Source organism: Paenibacillus sp. FSL H7-0716 (assembly GCF_038002705.1).
Classification (GTDB): domain Bacteria; phylum Bacillota; class Bacilli; order Paenibacillales; family Paenibacillaceae; genus Paenibacillus_AQ; species Paenibacillus_AQ odorifer.
The window spans coordinates 69,842-87,240 of sequence record NZ_JBBODA010000023.1; the positions used below are offsets into that span (position 1 = coordinate 69,842).

A 17,399-nucleotide genomic window follows, 5' to 3' on the forward strand; every position below is an offset into this window, starting at 1 on the left:
TTGAGATTCTCGCTGTCACATGTGGTATACTGTGTGGAGATACCCGCGCCCAATAAGGGAACGGAATAGCGATTAAGGATGGAGCTCCGGCATACCCCATAGGGCGCCGCCCTCCTATTTTTCGTTAGTATAAGGAAGCTTCTTATAAGGGAGGTGCCTTGCTTCCATGATTGAGAGAACTTCAGAGTATGAACTGGGGAATGATAATGTGATTCCTGTAACTCTGAATGCCAATTTTTTCTTTGAAAGAGCCGTTCGGTCCTTGGATCGCTTTCAATATGATAAGGCATTAAAGAATTTTCGCAAAGCTGTAGAGTACGAGCCGGAGAATCCGGTCAATCATTGCAACGTGGCTGGCGTATTATCAGAAATGGGCAATTATGAAGCGTCTAACGACATTTTAACCCATGTACTGGAGAATATTGATCCAGCAATGACGGAATGTTATTTCTATATGGCTAACAACTTCGCTAATATGGAAAGCTATGAGGAGGCAGAACGCTCACTCGTCACTTATCTCGAAGAAGATGTGAACGGTGAATTTCTGGCCGAATCGGAAGAATTGATGGAGCTGCTGCAATATGAGCTGGACCGTCCTGCTCCACTTATCCGGATTAGAAGCCGGGAAGGTGTAATAGAGCATGAGCGAGCCCGAGCACTGTTGGAGGAGGGCAAGTTTACACAAGCCGTCACTTTGCTTGAAGAGATTGTGAGCAATACGCCTGACTTCCTGGCGGCACATAACAACCTAGCCCTAGCGTATTTTTACATGGGTCGTTTTACCAAAGCTAAGGAATGTATTATGCGGGTGCTGGAGCAGGACTCCGGGAATTTGCATGCACTCTGTAACTTAGCGATCTTCCTTCAGTATGAAGGCGACCGCGGGCAACTGGATGGATTGTTACGCCTTCTGGAGACCACTATTCCGTTTCATCAGGAGCATTTGTTCAAAATGGCCACCACCATGGGGATTCTGGGACGCCATAGAACCGCCTATGGCCATTTTAGACGTCTGTTGAAGGATGAAGAGGTCGGTGGCGACGCCAGTCTCTATCATTATTGTGCGGCTGCTGCCAGCAATAGTGGCCTGTATACAGAAGCCCAGCGCTGCTGGCAAAAGGCGGCTAAGCTCGATCCGGAATCAGCTGTGCCGAGATTTTTTCTAGCTCAGCTGCAGCAGGCACAGGGGGAAGGCAAAACGCTGTCGCTGGTCAGCTACAACTATCAGCTTCCTTTTCAGGAGCAGCTGAAGCTGTGGAAGGACAACAAAGGCAGCTTTACCGAAGAGGTACGGAACAATCCGCTGCTTCGCTCTTCCTTCTTCTGGGCGCTCCGCTACGGGGATGCCAATACGAAGCTTCAGGTTACAGAAGCTCTGCGGTGGATTGAAGATGAAGAGATGTCCGAAATTCTGCAAGGACTTCTGAAGCAGCAGCCCTTGCAGGAAGAAAAGCTGCAAGAAGCGGCACTTCTTAGTCTGCAGCGGCTGATTGGAAGTGTTCCTGAAGAGAATGTGCTTCAGGAAGTCAAAGAAACCTCTTCCCCGCGTCTGAAGGGACTGCCGGAATGGAGAGAGGATTGGCAGAAAGTTATCGATCAGACCCTTAGTATGATGGATCGAAGATATGATGCAATCCACAAAAAAGATGCTGAATTACTTTGGAAGCAATTTCTGAGCAGCCTTTATCCGGATGTTCCGTTTATCCGTCATGCGAATGGCTGGTGTGCTGCCTTAGAATATCTAATTGCTAAAACGCATAACCTGCCGGTCACCTACCGTGAAGTAGCTCAGCGTTACAATGTTTCCGTATCTATGGTCAGTCGTTATGCTCGGCGCATAGATGAGGAATGTAGTTTCGAGGGAAATGTGAGCGACAGTCTTCCGCCATTTACCGAGAATATCTAAATCGATCATGTAGTATTTCGTAGAAACGGAGCCCTTTTTATATGTCTTGCGTAAACGCTAATGTTCCTTATAGGGGCACCGAAGGCGGCTATGCTTGCCAAAAAAGGGCCCGTTTCTTCTAAATAAACCCTATTGTGAGGAGGCCACTGTTATGTACAAAACGATTGTAATCGGAACAGGCCCAGCCGGGCTTACTGCTGCAATTTATTTGGCACGTGCCAACCTAAACCCACTTGTGATTGAAGGTATGCAACCAGGTGGACAACTGACAACGACAACAGAAGTCGAGAACTTCCCAGGCTTTCCTGAAGGAATTCTAGGCCCGGATTTAATGGACAATATGCGCAAGCAGGCTGAACGTTTTGGGGCTGAATTTAAGAATGGTTGGGTGGATTCAGTTGATTTTTCACAGCGTCCATTTAAAGTGACTGTAGATGGATTGGGAGTATTAGAGGCGGAGTCAGTGATCATCTCAACCGGCGCATCTGCCAGATATTTAGGAATCCCCGGGGAGCAGGAGAATGTGGGCCGTGGGGTCAGCACTTGTGCTACTTGTGACGGATTCTTCTTCCGTGGCAAAAAGATTATTGTCATCGGTGGTGGAGATTCAGCGATGGAGGAAGCCAGCTTTTTAACCCGATTCGCTTCCAATGTAACATTGGTTCACCGTCGTGATGAGCTTAGAGCTTCGAAGATTATGCAGGCTCGCGCACGGGATAACAGTAAGGTATCGTGGGCTCTTAACCGTACACCGCTTGAGGTTACAACCGGCGAGTCTGGCGTTAAAGGGCTGACGGTGCGCAACAATGAGACGGGAATTGATGAACTCATCGAAGCGGACGGAGTGTTTGTCGCGATCGGGCACACCCCGAACACCGGGTTTTTAGGGGGGCAAATTACGACTGATACCAACGGCTATATTGTGGTCAACCCTGGAACGACAGAAACGAACATCCCGGGCGTATTCGCTTGTGGCGACGTGCAGGATACCCGTTATCGTCAGGCAATTTCCGCAGCGGGATCTGGCTGTATGGCAGCAATGGATGCTGAGAAGTACCTAGAGGGCACGATGGTGCATGACTGGAGCGAAACACTGGATAGTTAATTTTGCGAGAAATCGTAGTCCGATGACATATAAGCAGGTTATCCTTTTTCTAAAAGGAAGCCTGCTTTTTTTCAATAATGGCGGGCCGTGTCCAAATATTAAATATGTTGTTTATTTATTACCGCTCGGAAGTTAAAATAACTGTAACAATGTCCTTATAAAAAGACTTGCGCATTTTAAAAATACGTTTACAATGAAGATATAATGTTAACGTGAACATTTTATATTAAATCCTATTATAGGCAGTAATTTTAAGTTTAAAATATTTATTAAGAAATCGACCGATTGAATAAATGTTCACGTTAAACTTTGTGTAACTCCCATTCGAACTTAAAGGAGAGCAGCAAACCTCATGAGTAAAAAATTCATGGATGAGAACTTCCTATTGTCGAGCGAGACCGCAATTAAGCTGTTTCATAATCATGCGAAAGACATGCCCATTATCGATTATCATTGCCACCTCAGTCCAAAAGAAATTTATGAGAACAAAACGTTCAACAATATCACCGAAGCTTGGCTGTATGGCGACCATTATAAATGGAGAGTGATGCGCGCTAACGGTATAGAAGAGAAATTTATTACTGGCGATGCCAGTGATTATGATAAATTTTTAGCTTGGGCTAGAACGGTTCCGATGATTATCGGGAATCCGCTATACCATTGGACGCATCTGGAGCTGCAACGTTTCTTCGGTGTATATGAATTGCTGAATGAAGCTAACGCACCAAAAATTTGGGATGAAGTGAATAGACAGCTACAAAGTGAAGGATACGGAGCAAGAGATTTGATCATTAAATCGAAGGTGAATACGGTTTGTACTACCGATGATCCTGTAGATAATCTGGAATATCATGAGAAAATCAGTAATCTGAGTGGATTCAATGCTAGCGTTGTGCCGGGATTCCGGCCAGATAAAGCGCTTGAAATCAACCGTCCTACCTTCCAGCCTTGGGTAGCTCAGCTAAGCGAAGTTTCAGGAATGGCTGTTGAGAATTATGGACAGTTTCTTGCAGCATTGGAGAGCAGAGTGAGATTCTTTCATGCCAGAGCCGGCCGTGTATCTGACCATGCTTTGGATGCGGTAATGTTTGAGCCTACTACCTTGGAGGAAGCTACAGCTATATTCGCTAAAGCACTTCATGAAGGCACTGTAAGTGAGAGTGAAGAAAAGAAATATAAAGGATTCACGCTAGTATTCCTCGGCAAATTGTATAACGAGCTGGATTGGGCGATGCAATTCCATATTCATGCGCTACGGAATAACAACAGCGTAATGTTCGGACGTCTCGGACCTGACACGGGTTATGATTCCATCAATGACGGCGTGATTGCTAAGCCTTTGGCGGGTCTGCTCGATGCGCTGGATCGTGAGAATGCGTTGCCTAAGACCATTTTGTACTCACTGAACCCTAATGATAATCATGTGATTGCCAGTCTAATGGGCAGCTTCCAGGGCGGCGGTATTCCAGGGAAAATTCAATTCGGAACCGCATGGTGGTACAACGATAATAAAGACGGCATGCTGGAACAGATGAAGACACTTGCTAATCTAGGCGTACTTAGCCAATTTGTTGGGATGTTAACAGACTCCAGAAGCTTTTTATCGTATACCAGACATGAGTACTTTAGAAGAATCTTGTGTGATCTAGTAGGCTCTTGGGTAGAAGCTGGAGAAGCCCCGGATGATATGGATTTACTGGGCAGTATGATTGAGAACATCTGTTACAATAACGCTGATCATTATTTTAATTTCTCGAAACAGGCATTGGTGACTAGGTAATCGTTATGATATCCTTACATGGAAGAGCCAAACCCGTTTGATAAGGAAGGTTGACCCATGGCACCTACAATCAAGGATATCGCCAAATTGGCGAATGTATCGCATACAACTGTATCGAGAGCACTTAACAATAGTCCACTAATTAAAGAGGTCACACGTAAAAAAATTGCCGAGATCGCTGCGCAAGTGGGTTACGTCCCTAATTACAATGCCAAAAGCCTTGTGATGCAGCGATCCTATACCATTGGTCTGTTCTTCACGAGCATTGCCAACGGCACAACTTCTGGTTTCTTCTCTGATACGATTCGTGGTGTAAATAGGGTCATAGATGTAGAGTACAATCTGTTCATCCGTGGGATCGACGATTATGCGGATTACTCCTCTATTCATCGCAAACGTTTTGATGGAATTATTCTAATGAGCCAGAGTGAAGCTGATAATAAATTCATTTACCATGTTGTCCAGCAAGGCATTCCAATCGTTGTGCTGAACCGGGAAATTGATGACCGTTCCATTATCAACATCATCTCGAACGACCGGGAAGGTGCTTATAATGCAGGCAAATACCTGATCGAAAACGGGCATCAAGACATTGCAATTATTGAAGGTGTGGAGGGCTTTAAATCCACGCAAGAACGCAGAGATGGCTTTATAAAAGCTTTGATTGACCATAATATCCCTGTTCGTAATGACTACATGATAAGTGGTAGTTATGATATGCAAAGTGGATATGAGGCGATGGGTAAGCTACTGGAACTCGAGAAACCACCGACTGCTGTATTTTGTTCCAATGATGATATGGCGATCGGGGCTATGAAAGGCGTGTTTGAGCGAGGGCTGCAGGTGCCAAATGACATCTCTGTTGTTGGTTTTGACGACATTGGGTTTTCACTTTTTGCCAATCCTTCACTCACCACGGTCAAACGTCCTATTGAGAAGATTAGTGAGCAAGGCGCTCGCCAGCTGTTAAGTTTGGTCAAGGAACCCTCAGAAAAAGACGGGCGGATCTCGATCGAGACAGAGCTTATTGCCAGAGAATCAGTCAGGAAGTTGCAGAAGTAGAGGCTGCGCATAGCAGCCTAATCCTTTACCTTCGTAAAGGGTTGCTATCTAAAATTTTCACGTGTGCATATATTTAATTAATTAGTAATATAAATATGATTTTATATAGTTTGTTTAATAAGTTTATCGTGTGCATTTACTATTAGGAGGCGTTAATATGAAAAGATTAAATAGTGATAATTGGACAGCTTACAAGCAGTATCCTGAGAAGGTTCTACAATTTGGCGAAGGCAATTTCATGCGCGCCTTTGTAGATTGGCAGATTCATACCATGAATCAAAAAACGGATTTCAATGGTGGAGTGGTTGTTGTACAGCCGTTGGCTAACGGACTGGCAGAAATGCTAAATGATCAGGATGGGCTGTATACCCTTTATCTGCAAGGCATTAAAGACGGAGTGGCTGTAAAAGAGCACGAGGTAATTAATTGTATTACGCGGACGCTAAATCCCTATTCACAGCATGAGGAGTATATGAAGCTGGCTGAGAACCCGGAGCTGCGCTTTATCTTGTCTAATACTACTGAAGCGGGAATTGCTTTTGAAGCCGGCGACAAGTTAACCGATACGCCGCAGAGTAGTTTCCCAGGCAAGCTGACGGCCTTATTATACAAACGTTATCAAACTTTTAATGGGGATGTTTCTAAAGGTTTTATCATCATTCCATGCGAGCTGATTGACCGGAATGGTGATGAGCTCAAAAAGGTTATTTTGAAATATGCTGAGCTGTGGAATCTTGGAGAAGATTTTGTGAACTGGTTGAATGAAGCAAATACCTTCTGCTGCAGTCTGGTGGACCGCATTGTTCCCGGTTATCCAAGAGACAGCATTGCCGAGATTACAGAAGAGTTGGGTTATGAGGATAAGCTGGTCGTTGTCGGCGAGCAATTCCATCTTTGGGTGATTGAAGGACCGCAGTGGATTAAAAAGGAGTTCCCGGCTGAACTAGCAGGTCTTAATGTGCTGGTGGTGGATGATATGGCCCCTTATCGCACTCGAAAAGTGAGAATTTTAAACGGAGCTCATACAGCTATGACACCAGTAGCGTATTTGTACGGGATTGATACGGTTGCTGAGGCTATTGAGCACGAAGAGGTTGGGGCGTACGTGAAGTCTTTAATCTATGATGAAATTATTCCAACGCTGGATCTGCCGGCAGAAGAATTGAATTCTTTTGCAGACGCGGTATTAGAAAGATTCCTGAACCCTTATGTGCAGCATTACTTGATGAGCATTTCCCTTAACTCTATATCGAAGTTTAAGACAAGAGATCTGCCTTCTTTACTGCAATATGTAGAGGCCAAAGGACAATTGCCTGAAAAGCTTGTCTTCTCATTGAGCGCATTAATTGCCTTCTATAGAGGACGCAGAGGGGAAGAAAACATTCAACTGGCTGATGATGCGGATATTTTGGAATGGTTCGCCTCCTTATGGGGAGGATGGGATGGCACAGACACCGGGCTGCGCGCACTGGCCGTCGAAGTACTTGCCGCAACCAATCGCTGGGGCTGTGATCTGAATGAAGTGGCTGGACTTACTGACAAGGTGACAGCAGGGCTGATTGCGATTGAGAAAAATGGCATGAAGCAAGCCTTAAAAGCGTTCGTGAAGAGACCGGCACACAACTAATACCCTGGAGGTGACAATGATATGATCAAGACGATGAAAGAAGTATTGCAGATTAATGAGGCTGATAATGTCGCTGTTGCACTTAAAGACTATAAAGCAGGCGACACCATTGTGATTGGTTCAAAAGAGATTAAAATTACTGAAGATATCGCTAGAGGCCATAAAATTGCACTATCCAGCATTAGCGAAGGTGAAAACGTATTGAAATATGGTTACCCCATTGGTCATGCTATAGCGTCTATCGCGCCGGGGCAGTGGGTGCATACCCATAACACTAAGACAAACCTAACAGGGGTAGAGGAATATACCTTTGAGCAGAAGCTGACGCCGAATCCTTTTGCAGCGGAGAATTTGACCTTTAAGGGGTATCGCCGCTTTGATGGATCTGTAGGTATCCGCAATGAGCTCTGGATCGTCCCTACTGTTGGTTGTGTGAATGGAGTGGCGGAGCAGATTATCAATATTTTCAAAGCAGAGGTTGGGGATATCGCACCTTTCGATAACGTGCTCGTGCTTAAGCATAACTACGGTTGCTCCCAGCTGGGCGATGATCATGACAATACACGTACGATACTTGCTAACGCGGTTAAACACCCGAATGCGGGCGGCGTGCTTGTGCTCGGATTGGGCTGTGAGAATAACAATTTGCATATTTTTAAAGATATGCTTGGCAGTTATGATGAGGATCGTGTGCGTTTCCTTGTCTCCCAGGAGGTTGGGAATGAGATTGAAGAAGGCGTGAAGCTGCTGAAGGAAATCTATAATAATGTCCAAGGCGATCAACGGGAAGAGGTATCACTCTCTGAGCTGAAAATCGGTCTGAAATGTGGAGGCTCCGACGGGTTATCCGGTATTACTGCCAACCCGCTCCTTGGACGTCTGTCTGATTATATGGCTGCTCAAGGCGGGACCACTGTACTGACTGAAGTGCCTGAAATGTTTGGTGCCGAAAAAATTCTAATGGAACGTGCTGCGGACAAAACTATTTTCCACAAAATTGTCGATCTCATTAATGACTTTAAGCAGTATTTTATGGACTATAAACAGCCGGTATATGAAAATCCTTCTCCAGGGAATAAAGCCGGAGGAATTACTACGCTTGAGGATAAATCATTGGGTTGTACTCAAAAATCCGGGAATGCTACAGTGATGGATGTACTCAAGTATGGAGAGCTTATCACTAACAAAGGCTTAAATCTCCTTAACGCGCCTGGCAATGATCTTGTGGCTTCCTCTGCACTGGCTGCTGCTGGCTGTCAATTGGTGATCTTTACGACTGGACGGGGAACACCATTTGGTACATTCGTGCCAACGATGAAGGTGTCTACCAATACCCCATTGTATGAAGGCAAACGTCATTGGATCGATTTTAATGCAGGTGTGTTGGTGGAAGATGGTTCGCCAGATGAGGTCTTGCGCAGCTTCATAAACTATATTATTGCGGTGGCCAGCGGTGAATGGGTTAATAATGAAAAGAATAATTTCCGTGAGATCTCCATATTCAAAACAGGAGTAACGCTATAATAAATAAATAGTTAATTAATGACAGATCAGGCTGTCTCTTATGCTTTTTAAGCGTAGGGGACAGTTTTTTTAGGTTCACAGCATACATAATTCGTCTTTAAAAGAACGATAATTGCTTTCTTTCGAATTAGTGATTGCAATCACAATGGTCCTTTACGGCCTGTGCTAATCTTTTATTGAGAATAGTTCTCACATGAAGGAGAAGAGTCAAATGGAAAAAGTGCTGAGTTTGGATGAATCTATATTCGAGATGGTATCACGACATCCGGAGGTCATCGAGATTATGGTAGAGCTGGGCTTTAAGGATATTGCCAAGCCTGGTATGCTGCAGACCGCTGGCCGTTTCATGACCTTATCCAAAGGAATTAAGCTGAAAAAAATGGATCTCGAGCACGTGAAGCTAACTTTTGAACGTCATGGTTTCGAGATTATTTAATAAAGGAGTGTTAATATGAGCGAACTAATTAACAACCGTGAAGTTGATGTGCCGGAACAGACTCGTCGCCAAGCTATGCTTAAGGAGATTATTAAAGAACTGCATGCAGGCAAAAGTGTAGAAGAGGTTAAGGCGTGGTTCGCCGAAGCTGTGGGTGATGTTACTGTAGCGGAGATTTCCGCGATGGAGCATTCATTAATGACCGAAGAAGGAATTCCGGTATCCGAGGTCCAACGTCTTTGTTCGGTGCATACAGCCATCTTTAAAGGCTCTATTGAGCAGATTCATCGCTCGTCTAAGCCCGAGGAGCAGCCAGGCCATCCAGTACACACCTTCAAATTGGAGAATCGTGAGATCGAAAAACTTGTTAACTTCCGCATGGATCTGCACGCAACAAAGTTTCAAAAGAATGATAGTGAGGAACTGATCTTCAAATTGTTGGAGGATCTTAGCTTGCTGCTGGATCTTGATAAACACTATAGCCGAAAAGAAAATCTGCTGTTCCCATACCTCGAAAAGTACGGCATTTATGGCCCAACCAAGGTAATGTGGGGAGTGGATGATAATATCCGCCGTATGATTAAAGAGGCAAAAGCAGCGCTCAGCACTTATAGCGGAAACGCAGCAGAAATAGGTATTCAGCTTGAGGAGATCATCAAGGAAGTTAATGAAATGATCTTTAAGGAAGAAAATATTCTATTGCCCATGGCCCTAGACAAATTGACGGAAGATGAATGGGTCAAAATCGCCCGGGAGAGCGATGAGATCGGGTTCTGCCTAATCGCACCGGAGCAGGAGTGGATCCCTGAGCGGGCCGCTGAGCCGGACGGCGCAGTGCTGGAAGAAACAGAAGGAGCTACGCCGCAAGGCGGGTTCATCCGTTTTGAGACAGGGTTGTTGTCACTGCATCAACTGGAGACCGTACTCAACCATCTGCCTGTAGATCTAACCTTCATTGATGAGAATGATGTTGTTCGATATTTTTCACATGGGAAGGAACGTATCTTTGCCCGAACTAAAGCCGTTATCGGCCGTACAGTACAGAACTGTCATCCCCCGCAAAGTGTTCATGTGGTAGAGAAGCTTCTGGAAGACTTTAAGGCAGGTCGTAAGGATGCTGAAGACTTCTGGATTAATATCAAGGATAAGTTTATCTACATCCGTTACTTCGCTGTACGAGACGAGTCAGGCCATTATATGGGCACGCTAGAGTTCACACAGAATATCGCTCCAATCCGAGCATTAGAGGGTCAAAAGCGCATTTTATCAGAATAAATCGGTACGTTGGGTTATTTTCCAGATAATAATATAGGTACAAGACTCTCTTACTTAGGTGTAAGGGGGTCTTTTTAGAATATAATAGAGTATACTCTTAAAATAAGGAATTCCCGGGTGTGTTGTCTTTCCTTGACCACAGAGAGGGCTTCTATTATAGTTGGTACTTAGGATTAACTATTTTAGTATAAAAAAAGGTGGCTTGTTACATGTCTGAGAATATCTACGTTGGCGTGGATTTGGGTGGAACTGCAATTAAGGTTGGAATCTGTAATGCTGAAGGTACTCTTCTTCATACTTATGAGGGACCTACAGGAACTGCAGAGGGTGTCGATACTGTTATCGATAATATCGAGAAGTATGTACGCCAAATTGTGGAGGATTCCCCGTACTCTTGGGATCAGCTTGCAGGTGTAGGAGCGGGTGTAGCCGGGTTCACAAATATTCGTGAAGGAATCATCATCCTTGCGCCTAACATAGGATTTAGAGATGTGCCGATCCGTTCCATTTTGGAAGATCGTTGGAACAAGCCTGTCAAAATAGACAATGATGCGAACGTGGCTGCACTGGGCGAAGCTTGGAGTGGTGCGGGACGTGGTGTTGATAACTGTGTCTGCTATACGCTTGGAACAGGTGTCGGTGGCGGAATTATTATTAATGGAAAGATTTATCAAGGCTTTGCGGGATTAGCTGGTGAGCTTGGTCATATCACAGTAGTGCCGGATCTGGAAGCTATTCAATGCGGCTGTGGCAACATGGGCTGTCTGGAAACCGTTTCCTCCGCTACAGGTATTATCCGCATGGCTAATGATGCAGTAGCTCGTGGCGATCGTACTTCCCTCTCTATGGTAGAGAAGATTGCTGCGAAAGAAGTCTTTGATGCGGCTAAGGCTGGCGATGAAGTAGCTATCCGTATAGTAAATCGTGCAGCGTACTATCTGGGTAAATCCATGGCTTCTGTTGCGGCTGTGCTTAACCCTGAAGTATTTATCGTTGGCGGCGGCGTGTCTAAGGCTGGAGATATTCTATTTGATGAGGTTCGTCGTGTGTTTGCGAAATTGACACCGGCTCCGCTTCAAACTGGTGTTTCGATTATTCCAGCTGAGCTTGGCAATGACGCAGGTATTGTTGGGGCTGCCGGCCTTTTGCTGCGTTCTTAAAAGACGGGAAGTATTCATATACTAAATCTAGGGAGGGGACGCTTTTATGACCGAATTGGACAATACCCCAACGGCTGGAGCCACCCTGATTATTATTACGGGAATGTCAGGTGCGGGGAAGACAATTGCTGTACAGAGTCTGGAAGACCTAGGGTTCTTCTGTGTCGATAATTTACCACCGGTGCTGATTCCCAAGTTCGCAGAGCTAATTGAACAGTCGAAGGGTAAGATTGCCAAGGTAGCCCTTGTAATTGACCTGCGTGGTCGAGAATTCTTCACTGCTTTGTCTGAGTCTCTTGCCTATATCAAGGATGAGTCAACCATTGGCTGTGAGATCTTGTTTTTGGATGCTACAGATTCAGTACTTGTTCAGCGTTACAAGGAAAGTCGACGTCATCATCCATTAGCACCTAAGGGGCTGCCGCTTGATGGTATCAAGCTAGAACGTAAGATGCTTGAAGAATTGAAAAATTCAGCTACGTTATGTTTAGATACCAGCAGTATGAAGCCTGTGCAGCTTAAGGAGAAGATCGTTTCACGGTTTTCGCATCTAGGAAAAAGTACGCTTTCCGTCAATATTACATCCTTCGGATTTAAGTACGGTATCCCTATTGATGCAGATCTTGTCTTTGATGTCCGCTTCTTGCCTAACCCACATTATGTGGACCATCTGCGGCCTAAAACCGGCCAGGACAGTGAAGTCTACGATTATGTAATGAAGTGGCCTGAAACACAGGTGTTCCTGACCAAACTGCTCGATATGCTTCATTTTCTAATTCCGCAATATCGTAAGGAAGGTAAGTCCCAGATTATCATTGGCATTGGCTGTACGGGAGGTAAACACCGTTCCGTAGCCATATCCGAGTATTTGGGTAAAATGCTGGGCGTTAGCGAGACGGAATCCGTAACCGTTAGTCATCGGGATTCCGAGCGTGATCGGCACTAGAGAGAAGGGGTCATAGTGGCTGAAGAACAAAGACAGCGTCCACGTATCGTCGTTATGGGCGGTGGCACGGGGTTATCTGTCATGCTTCGTGGTTTAAAAGAGAAGCCATTAGATATTACTGCTATTGTTACCGTTGCCGATGATGGGGGAAGCTCTGGTATTTTACGCAGTGAGCTGCAAATGCCTCCTCCTGGGGACATCCGCAACGTATTGACAGCTATGGCTGATGTTGAGCCGCTCATGGCAGAGATTATGAGATACCGTTTCAACACGGGTGAGGGACTAGCTGGTCATAGTCTCGGCAACTTGATTCTTGCTGCGCTCACGGATATATCCGGCGATTTCGTTACGGCTGTACGGGAGCTAAGTCGATTATTCGCTGTTCGCGGACGGGTATTGCCTGCGGCCGGTGAAGCTGTAATCCTGCATGCAGAAATGTCGGACGGCACGATTATCACGGGGGAGTCCAAAATCCCTGAAGCTGGCGGGATCATCAGACGAGTGTCCTTGGAGCCGCCAGATGTAGAACCATTGCCCGAAGCGCTTGAGGCGATTCGGAACGCAGATGCGATCCTGCTGGGTCCTGGCAGTCTGTATACGAGCATTCTTCCCAACCTGCTTGTTCCGAAACTGGCAGAAGCGGTTGTATCTTCGAATGCTATCAAAATTTTCGTCTGCAACGTAATGACTCAGCCGGGTGAAACGGATAACTATACCGTCAGCGATCATCTTCAAGCTGTATATGATCATATCGGGATCGATTTATTCGATTATGTTATTGTTAATGACGGTGAGATTCCGGAACAGGTCCAGACGAAGTACGCCGAGAAGGGCGCGCGCCCGGTGCAGCTTGATAAAGAAGCGCTGGATGGCAATGGATACAAGGTTATAGCCGATAAACTGGTTTTATTCCGAACTTATTTGAGACATGATACCGATAAGCTTAGTCATCACATTTATCAGCTTGTGCAGGATTGGATAAACAGAAACCCTAGGGTATAACTTATAGATGAGAATGAAGTACTTATCAAGAAAGAGGTGAGACCCTTGTCTTTTGCGGCCCTTACCAAAAAAGAGCTGACGATGGTGGAGAGTGAACCCTGCTGCGAGAAGGCGGAAATGTCAGCGCTTATCCGTATGAATGGATCTGTGCAGCTTTCAAGCAAAAAGGTTATCCTCGACATTTCGACGGAGAACGCCGCGATTGCAAGGCGGGTATATTCTTTACTTAAGAAATATTACCAGGTCCATATTGAGCTACTCGTGCGTAAAAAAATGCGTTTGAAGAAAAATAACGTCTATATCGTCAGAATCCCAAACCGTGTACAAGAGATCCTAAAGGATCTTAGAATTGTGTCGGAAGGATTTATTTTTACCGATGGTATTGATGATGAGATTGTTGGGAATAACTGCTGCAAGCGTGCTTATTTGCGCGGTGCCTTTCTGGCTGGCGGATCGGTTAATAATCCGGAAGGCTCCTCCTACCATTTGGAGATTTCCTCGATGTATGAGGAACATTGTAAAGCATTAGTGGATCTGGCTGGGGAATTCCACTTAAATGCACGCTGTATTGAACGTAAAAAAGGGTTCATTCTTTACATTAAAGAAGGCGAGAAGATTATTGAATTCTTAAGTTTGATTGGAGCGCATCAGGCGTTGTTCAAATTTGAGGATGTAAGAATTATGCGGGATATGCGTAATTCCGTGAATCGGATCGTGAACTGCGAGACCGCAAATCTCAACAAAACAATAAGTGCTGCGGTGCGGCAGATTGAGAATATCAAGCTGTTGCAGCGAGAAATGGGACTGGAGAATTTGCCGGATAAACTGCGTGAAGTAGCAGAAATTCGAATGGCGCATCCCGATATCAACCTCAAGGAGGTTGGTGAAATGCTCAAAGGTACAGTCAGTAAGTCGGGAGTAAATCATCGGCTTCGTAAGATTGATGAGCTGGCGGACAAGGTTCGAGGCGGCTAATTACTTTTTTTCTAGTGTGGTTTACGTTATAATGATATAATAATATAAAATTAATGTGAAACTTTTGGGGAGAACTCAATTAGGGGGTAAGCGTTTCATGACAAAGCACCCGGTAGTTGTTCGGTTGAAGACAGGGCTTCATGCCCGACCGGCAGCATTGTTTGTGCAAGAAGCTAACAAGTTTTCGTCGGAGATTTTCGTGGAAAAAGATGATAAAAAAGTAAATGCTAAAAGTATTATGGGGATTATGAGCCTCGCTATCAGTTCCGGCACGGAGATTTACATTAGCGCGGACGGTGCGGATGCCGATCAAGCTGTAAACGCTTTGACAAGTCTGGTCAGCAAAGAAGAGCTTGAGAACCAATAATAGGAAGACTGCTAGGAAGACTTTATTTATCGCATGACCAAAAGCCCTTCGGGGCTTTTTTTAATACCAAAAAATAGATGGAGAACGTGCAACATTTACCAAAATGACTCGTCTAGAGGATAATAACAAATCACAAGAAATGAAAGGGGCTGGCAAATATGAAAGGTTTATTGAAGAAAATTGGTTCAGTGATGATCGTAGGGAGTTTGTTAATTGGAGGGATCGGCATGAGTGGTGTTTTCCAAGGTCCTGCAAAGGCTTACGCAGATGAAGTGCAGAAAAATGTTGTTAGTGTAGTAGGTAAAGGCGAATTGTCCCTCAAGCCGGATATCGTATACTTGACCATCGGTGTGGATACTACGGCCACAACTGCGCAAGAAGCGCAGAAGACCAATGCCGCTAAAATTCAGAAGATTATGGCTTTACTGAAGAATACTTGGAAAATTGCAGATAAAGATATTCAAAGCACGCAGTTTTATGTGCAACCCAATTATAGTTACAGCGAAAAAGAAGGACAGCAAGTGAAGGGATACAACGCCAATCATACGCTGTTAGTGTCTTATAGAGATCTGACTAAGGTTGGTGAATTGCTGGACGCTGCATCTGCGGCAGGGGCGAATAATATCGGAAATGCACGTTTTTCTGTGGAAGATACTTCTGCATTTGAAGCTCAGGTGATTGAAAAGGCGATGGCGAATGCAGATGTTAAAGCAGGGGCTATTGCTAAGGCAGCTAAACGCAGCTTGGGTCAAGTGATCACGGTCAGCCAAAATGATGGCGATATCACTCCGGTTTATTTTGAACAGAATCTAAAAATGAATATGGCTGCAGCAGATGCTGGTGCAAGCACATCCGTGCAACCTGGTGTAGTTAAAGTTACAACTCAGCTAAGCGTAATGTATGAATTGAAATAGTATCAGAACAAGGTGAATACAGAGAGGAGAGGTGATCTTCCACTAGTAATAGTGGGGGGCGCCTCTTTTTTTGTGTAAGTTCTCTACGATTCTGTTTAATAAATTGGAAAGGAGAGGAAAAATAAGATGATGAATATTATTTCAAAAGAATCAGTACGCAAATGGGGCATAGGGGTGATGTCAGCAGGTTTATTGTTTGGCGGAGGTCTGCTGCCCAGCGAAACGGGTTATGCAGCAGCAAGTAAAACGGAGAATAAAGCTATTGATTCGCGTATCGTTTTAAAGGCAAACGGGATAAATTCGTTACAGGAAGGTATTCTGAAGGAAGGACAGGCCTGGATTCCCATAACTTTTATGCGAGATGTGTTGGGATTACCGCTTGCGTATAATAAGAAGGAAAATGCGTACATGATTGGAAAAGGATCGGCCAAGGCGAAGTTGATATTATCCAGTTACGGTACTTCTGTGTGGGTGAATAACTATTTCATTCGAGAGTATGAAGGGAAGTTAATTAATAGTCGCCTCTATGTTCCATCAGGATTGTTAAATGATTATATGGGTTATAAGGTAGATTGGAGTCGGGCCGCTAGTAGGCTGAATGTGGTGAACAGACCGCAGAACGCGCTGACGGTAACCACGGAAACTTATGCTAAAGATCGGGCAGAAGCTTTTATTCAGCTTGATTACCCGAAGATCAGTGGATTGGGCAACTCCAGTGCCCAACAAGCTATTAATAATACTTTGAAGGAAAGTGTTATGAAATTCGCGGCGGGTGCAGAACAGGATATCTCCGATCGAGATGGAGCAGAGCCCAAATACACCTATGATTCAGGTTATGTAGTGACCTACAATCAAAATGGTGTGATCAGCATAGTGATGCATCAGTATAGTGATACGGGCGGCGCTCATGGAATGACTAACCGGGAGGCATTCACCTTCTCGCTTAAGGATGGTAAACGTCTATTGTTGGGCGACCTGTTTGGAGCTAATCCAAACTACAAAAAACAGCTGAATGCTAAGCTGAGCAAGCTGCTGAAGGCAGAGGCTAGTTATTTGGGAGGATTCAACGGATTAAATACGGAGAAATATTTCTATCTGAAGGACGACAAGGTTGTTCTGTTCTTCCAATTATATGAGTACACAGCTTATGCTGCAGGCTTCCCTGAGTATACTTTTAGTTTCAAAGAGCTTTTGCCGGATGGCAGTAGCCCGTTTGCTGGCATGAAATAAATGGAGATTCTTCATCTCCGCAAATGTCGGCACAAGACATCTCCCCCTTACCAGAGTTGTCTCTTGTTCATATGCTAAAGGGAGTAACTA

15 protein-coding genes are annotated in these 17,399 nt (G+C 44.9%); all 15 read left to right on the top strand.

What is annotated here, in order from left to right; all coding sequences use genetic code 11:
* Positions 1-166: 166 nt before the first annotated feature.
* Complete coding sequence (locus tag MHH60_RS24025; RefSeq protein WP_076135268.1) at positions 167-1,906, top strand: tetratricopeptide repeat protein; 1,740 nt, start codon at positions 167-169, stop codon at positions 1,904-1,906.
* A 151-nt stretch (positions 1,907-2,057) separates the two neighbouring features.
* Positions 2,058-3,011 carry a thioredoxin-disulfide reductase gene (gene trxB, locus MHH60_RS24030; RefSeq protein ID WP_076135270.1) on the top strand — a complete coding sequence of 318 codons (954 nt, stop codon included), beginning with the start codon at positions 2,058-2,060 and terminating at the stop codon, positions 3,009-3,011.
* A 352-nt stretch (positions 3,012-3,363) separates the two neighbouring features.
* Positions 3,364-4,791 carry a glucuronate isomerase gene (uxaC, locus tag MHH60_RS24035; RefSeq protein ID WP_076135271.1) on the top strand — a complete coding sequence of 476 codons (1,428 nt, stop codon included), beginning with the start codon at positions 3,364-3,366 and terminating at the stop codon, positions 4,789-4,791.
* Positions 4,792-4,848: 57 nt separating this feature from the next.
* Positions 4,849-5,853, top strand: coding sequence for a LacI family DNA-binding transcriptional regulator (locus MHH60_RS24040; RefSeq protein WP_076135272.1), 1,005 nt, complete (start codon positions 4,849-4,851; stop codon positions 5,851-5,853).
* 157 nt (positions 5,854-6,010) lie between these two features.
* Entirely contained in the window at positions 6,011-7,480 is a 1,470-nt protein-coding gene (locus MHH60_RS24045) for a tagaturonate reductase (RefSeq protein WP_076135275.1), read from the top strand.
* A gap of 33 nt (positions 7,481-7,513) precedes the next feature.
* Positions 7,514-9,004, top strand: coding sequence for a UxaA family hydrolase (locus MHH60_RS24050; RefSeq protein WP_076135438.1), 1,491 nt, complete (start codon positions 7,514-7,516; stop codon positions 9,002-9,004).
* 211 nt (positions 9,005-9,215) lie between these two features.
* Positions 9,216-9,440 carry a DUF1858 domain-containing protein gene (locus MHH60_RS24055; RefSeq protein WP_036687092.1) on the top strand — a complete coding sequence of 75 codons (225 nt, stop codon included), beginning with the start codon at positions 9,216-9,218 and terminating at the stop codon, positions 9,438-9,440.
* A gap of 15 nt (positions 9,441-9,455) precedes the next feature.
* Positions 9,456-10,715: a DUF438 domain-containing protein gene (locus MHH60_RS24060; RefSeq protein WP_076135277.1), complete on the top strand. Its 1,260-nt coding sequence runs from the start codon at positions 9,456-9,458 to the stop codon at positions 10,713-10,715.
* A 209-nt stretch (positions 10,716-10,924) separates the two neighbouring features.
* Positions 10,925-11,875: an ROK family glucokinase gene (locus tag MHH60_RS24065; protein WP_036687097.1), complete on the top strand. Its 951-nt coding sequence runs from the start codon at positions 10,925-10,927 to the stop codon at positions 11,873-11,875.
* Between the two features lie 46 nt (positions 11,876-11,921).
* Positions 11,922-12,821 carry an RNase adapter RapZ gene (rapZ, locus tag MHH60_RS24070; RefSeq protein ID WP_076126855.1) on the top strand — a complete coding sequence of 300 codons (900 nt, stop codon included), beginning with the start codon at positions 11,922-11,924 and terminating at the stop codon, positions 12,819-12,821.
* Positions 12,822-12,875: 54 nt separating this feature from the next.
* Positions 12,876-13,823: a gluconeogenesis factor YvcK family protein gene (locus MHH60_RS24075; RefSeq protein WP_169744815.1), complete on the top strand. Its 948-nt coding sequence runs from the start codon at positions 12,876-12,878 to the stop codon at positions 13,821-13,823.
* A 45-nt stretch (positions 13,824-13,868) separates the two neighbouring features.
* Positions 13,869-14,798, top strand: a complete 930-nt coding sequence (gene whiA, locus MHH60_RS24080) for a DNA-binding protein WhiA (protein ID WP_036687104.1) — start codon at positions 13,869-13,871, stop codon at positions 14,796-14,798.
* 97 nt (positions 14,799-14,895) lie between these two features.
* A complete protein-coding gene (locus tag MHH60_RS24085) occupies positions 14,896-15,165 on the top strand; it encodes an HPr family phosphocarrier protein (protein ID WP_036687106.1) in 270 nt (89 codons plus the stop codon).
* A 158-nt stretch (positions 15,166-15,323) separates the two neighbouring features.
* Entirely contained in the window at positions 15,324-16,079 is a 756-nt protein-coding gene (locus MHH60_RS24090) for an SIMPL domain-containing protein (protein WP_076135279.1), read from the top strand.
* 126 nt (positions 16,080-16,205) lie between these two features.
* Positions 16,206-17,309 (top strand): PdaC/SigV domain-containing protein, encoded by a 1,104-nt coding sequence (locus tag MHH60_RS24095; RefSeq protein WP_076135281.1) that lies wholly within the window; start codon positions 16,206-16,208, stop codon positions 17,307-17,309.
* Positions 17,310-17,399 lie beyond the last annotated feature (90 nt).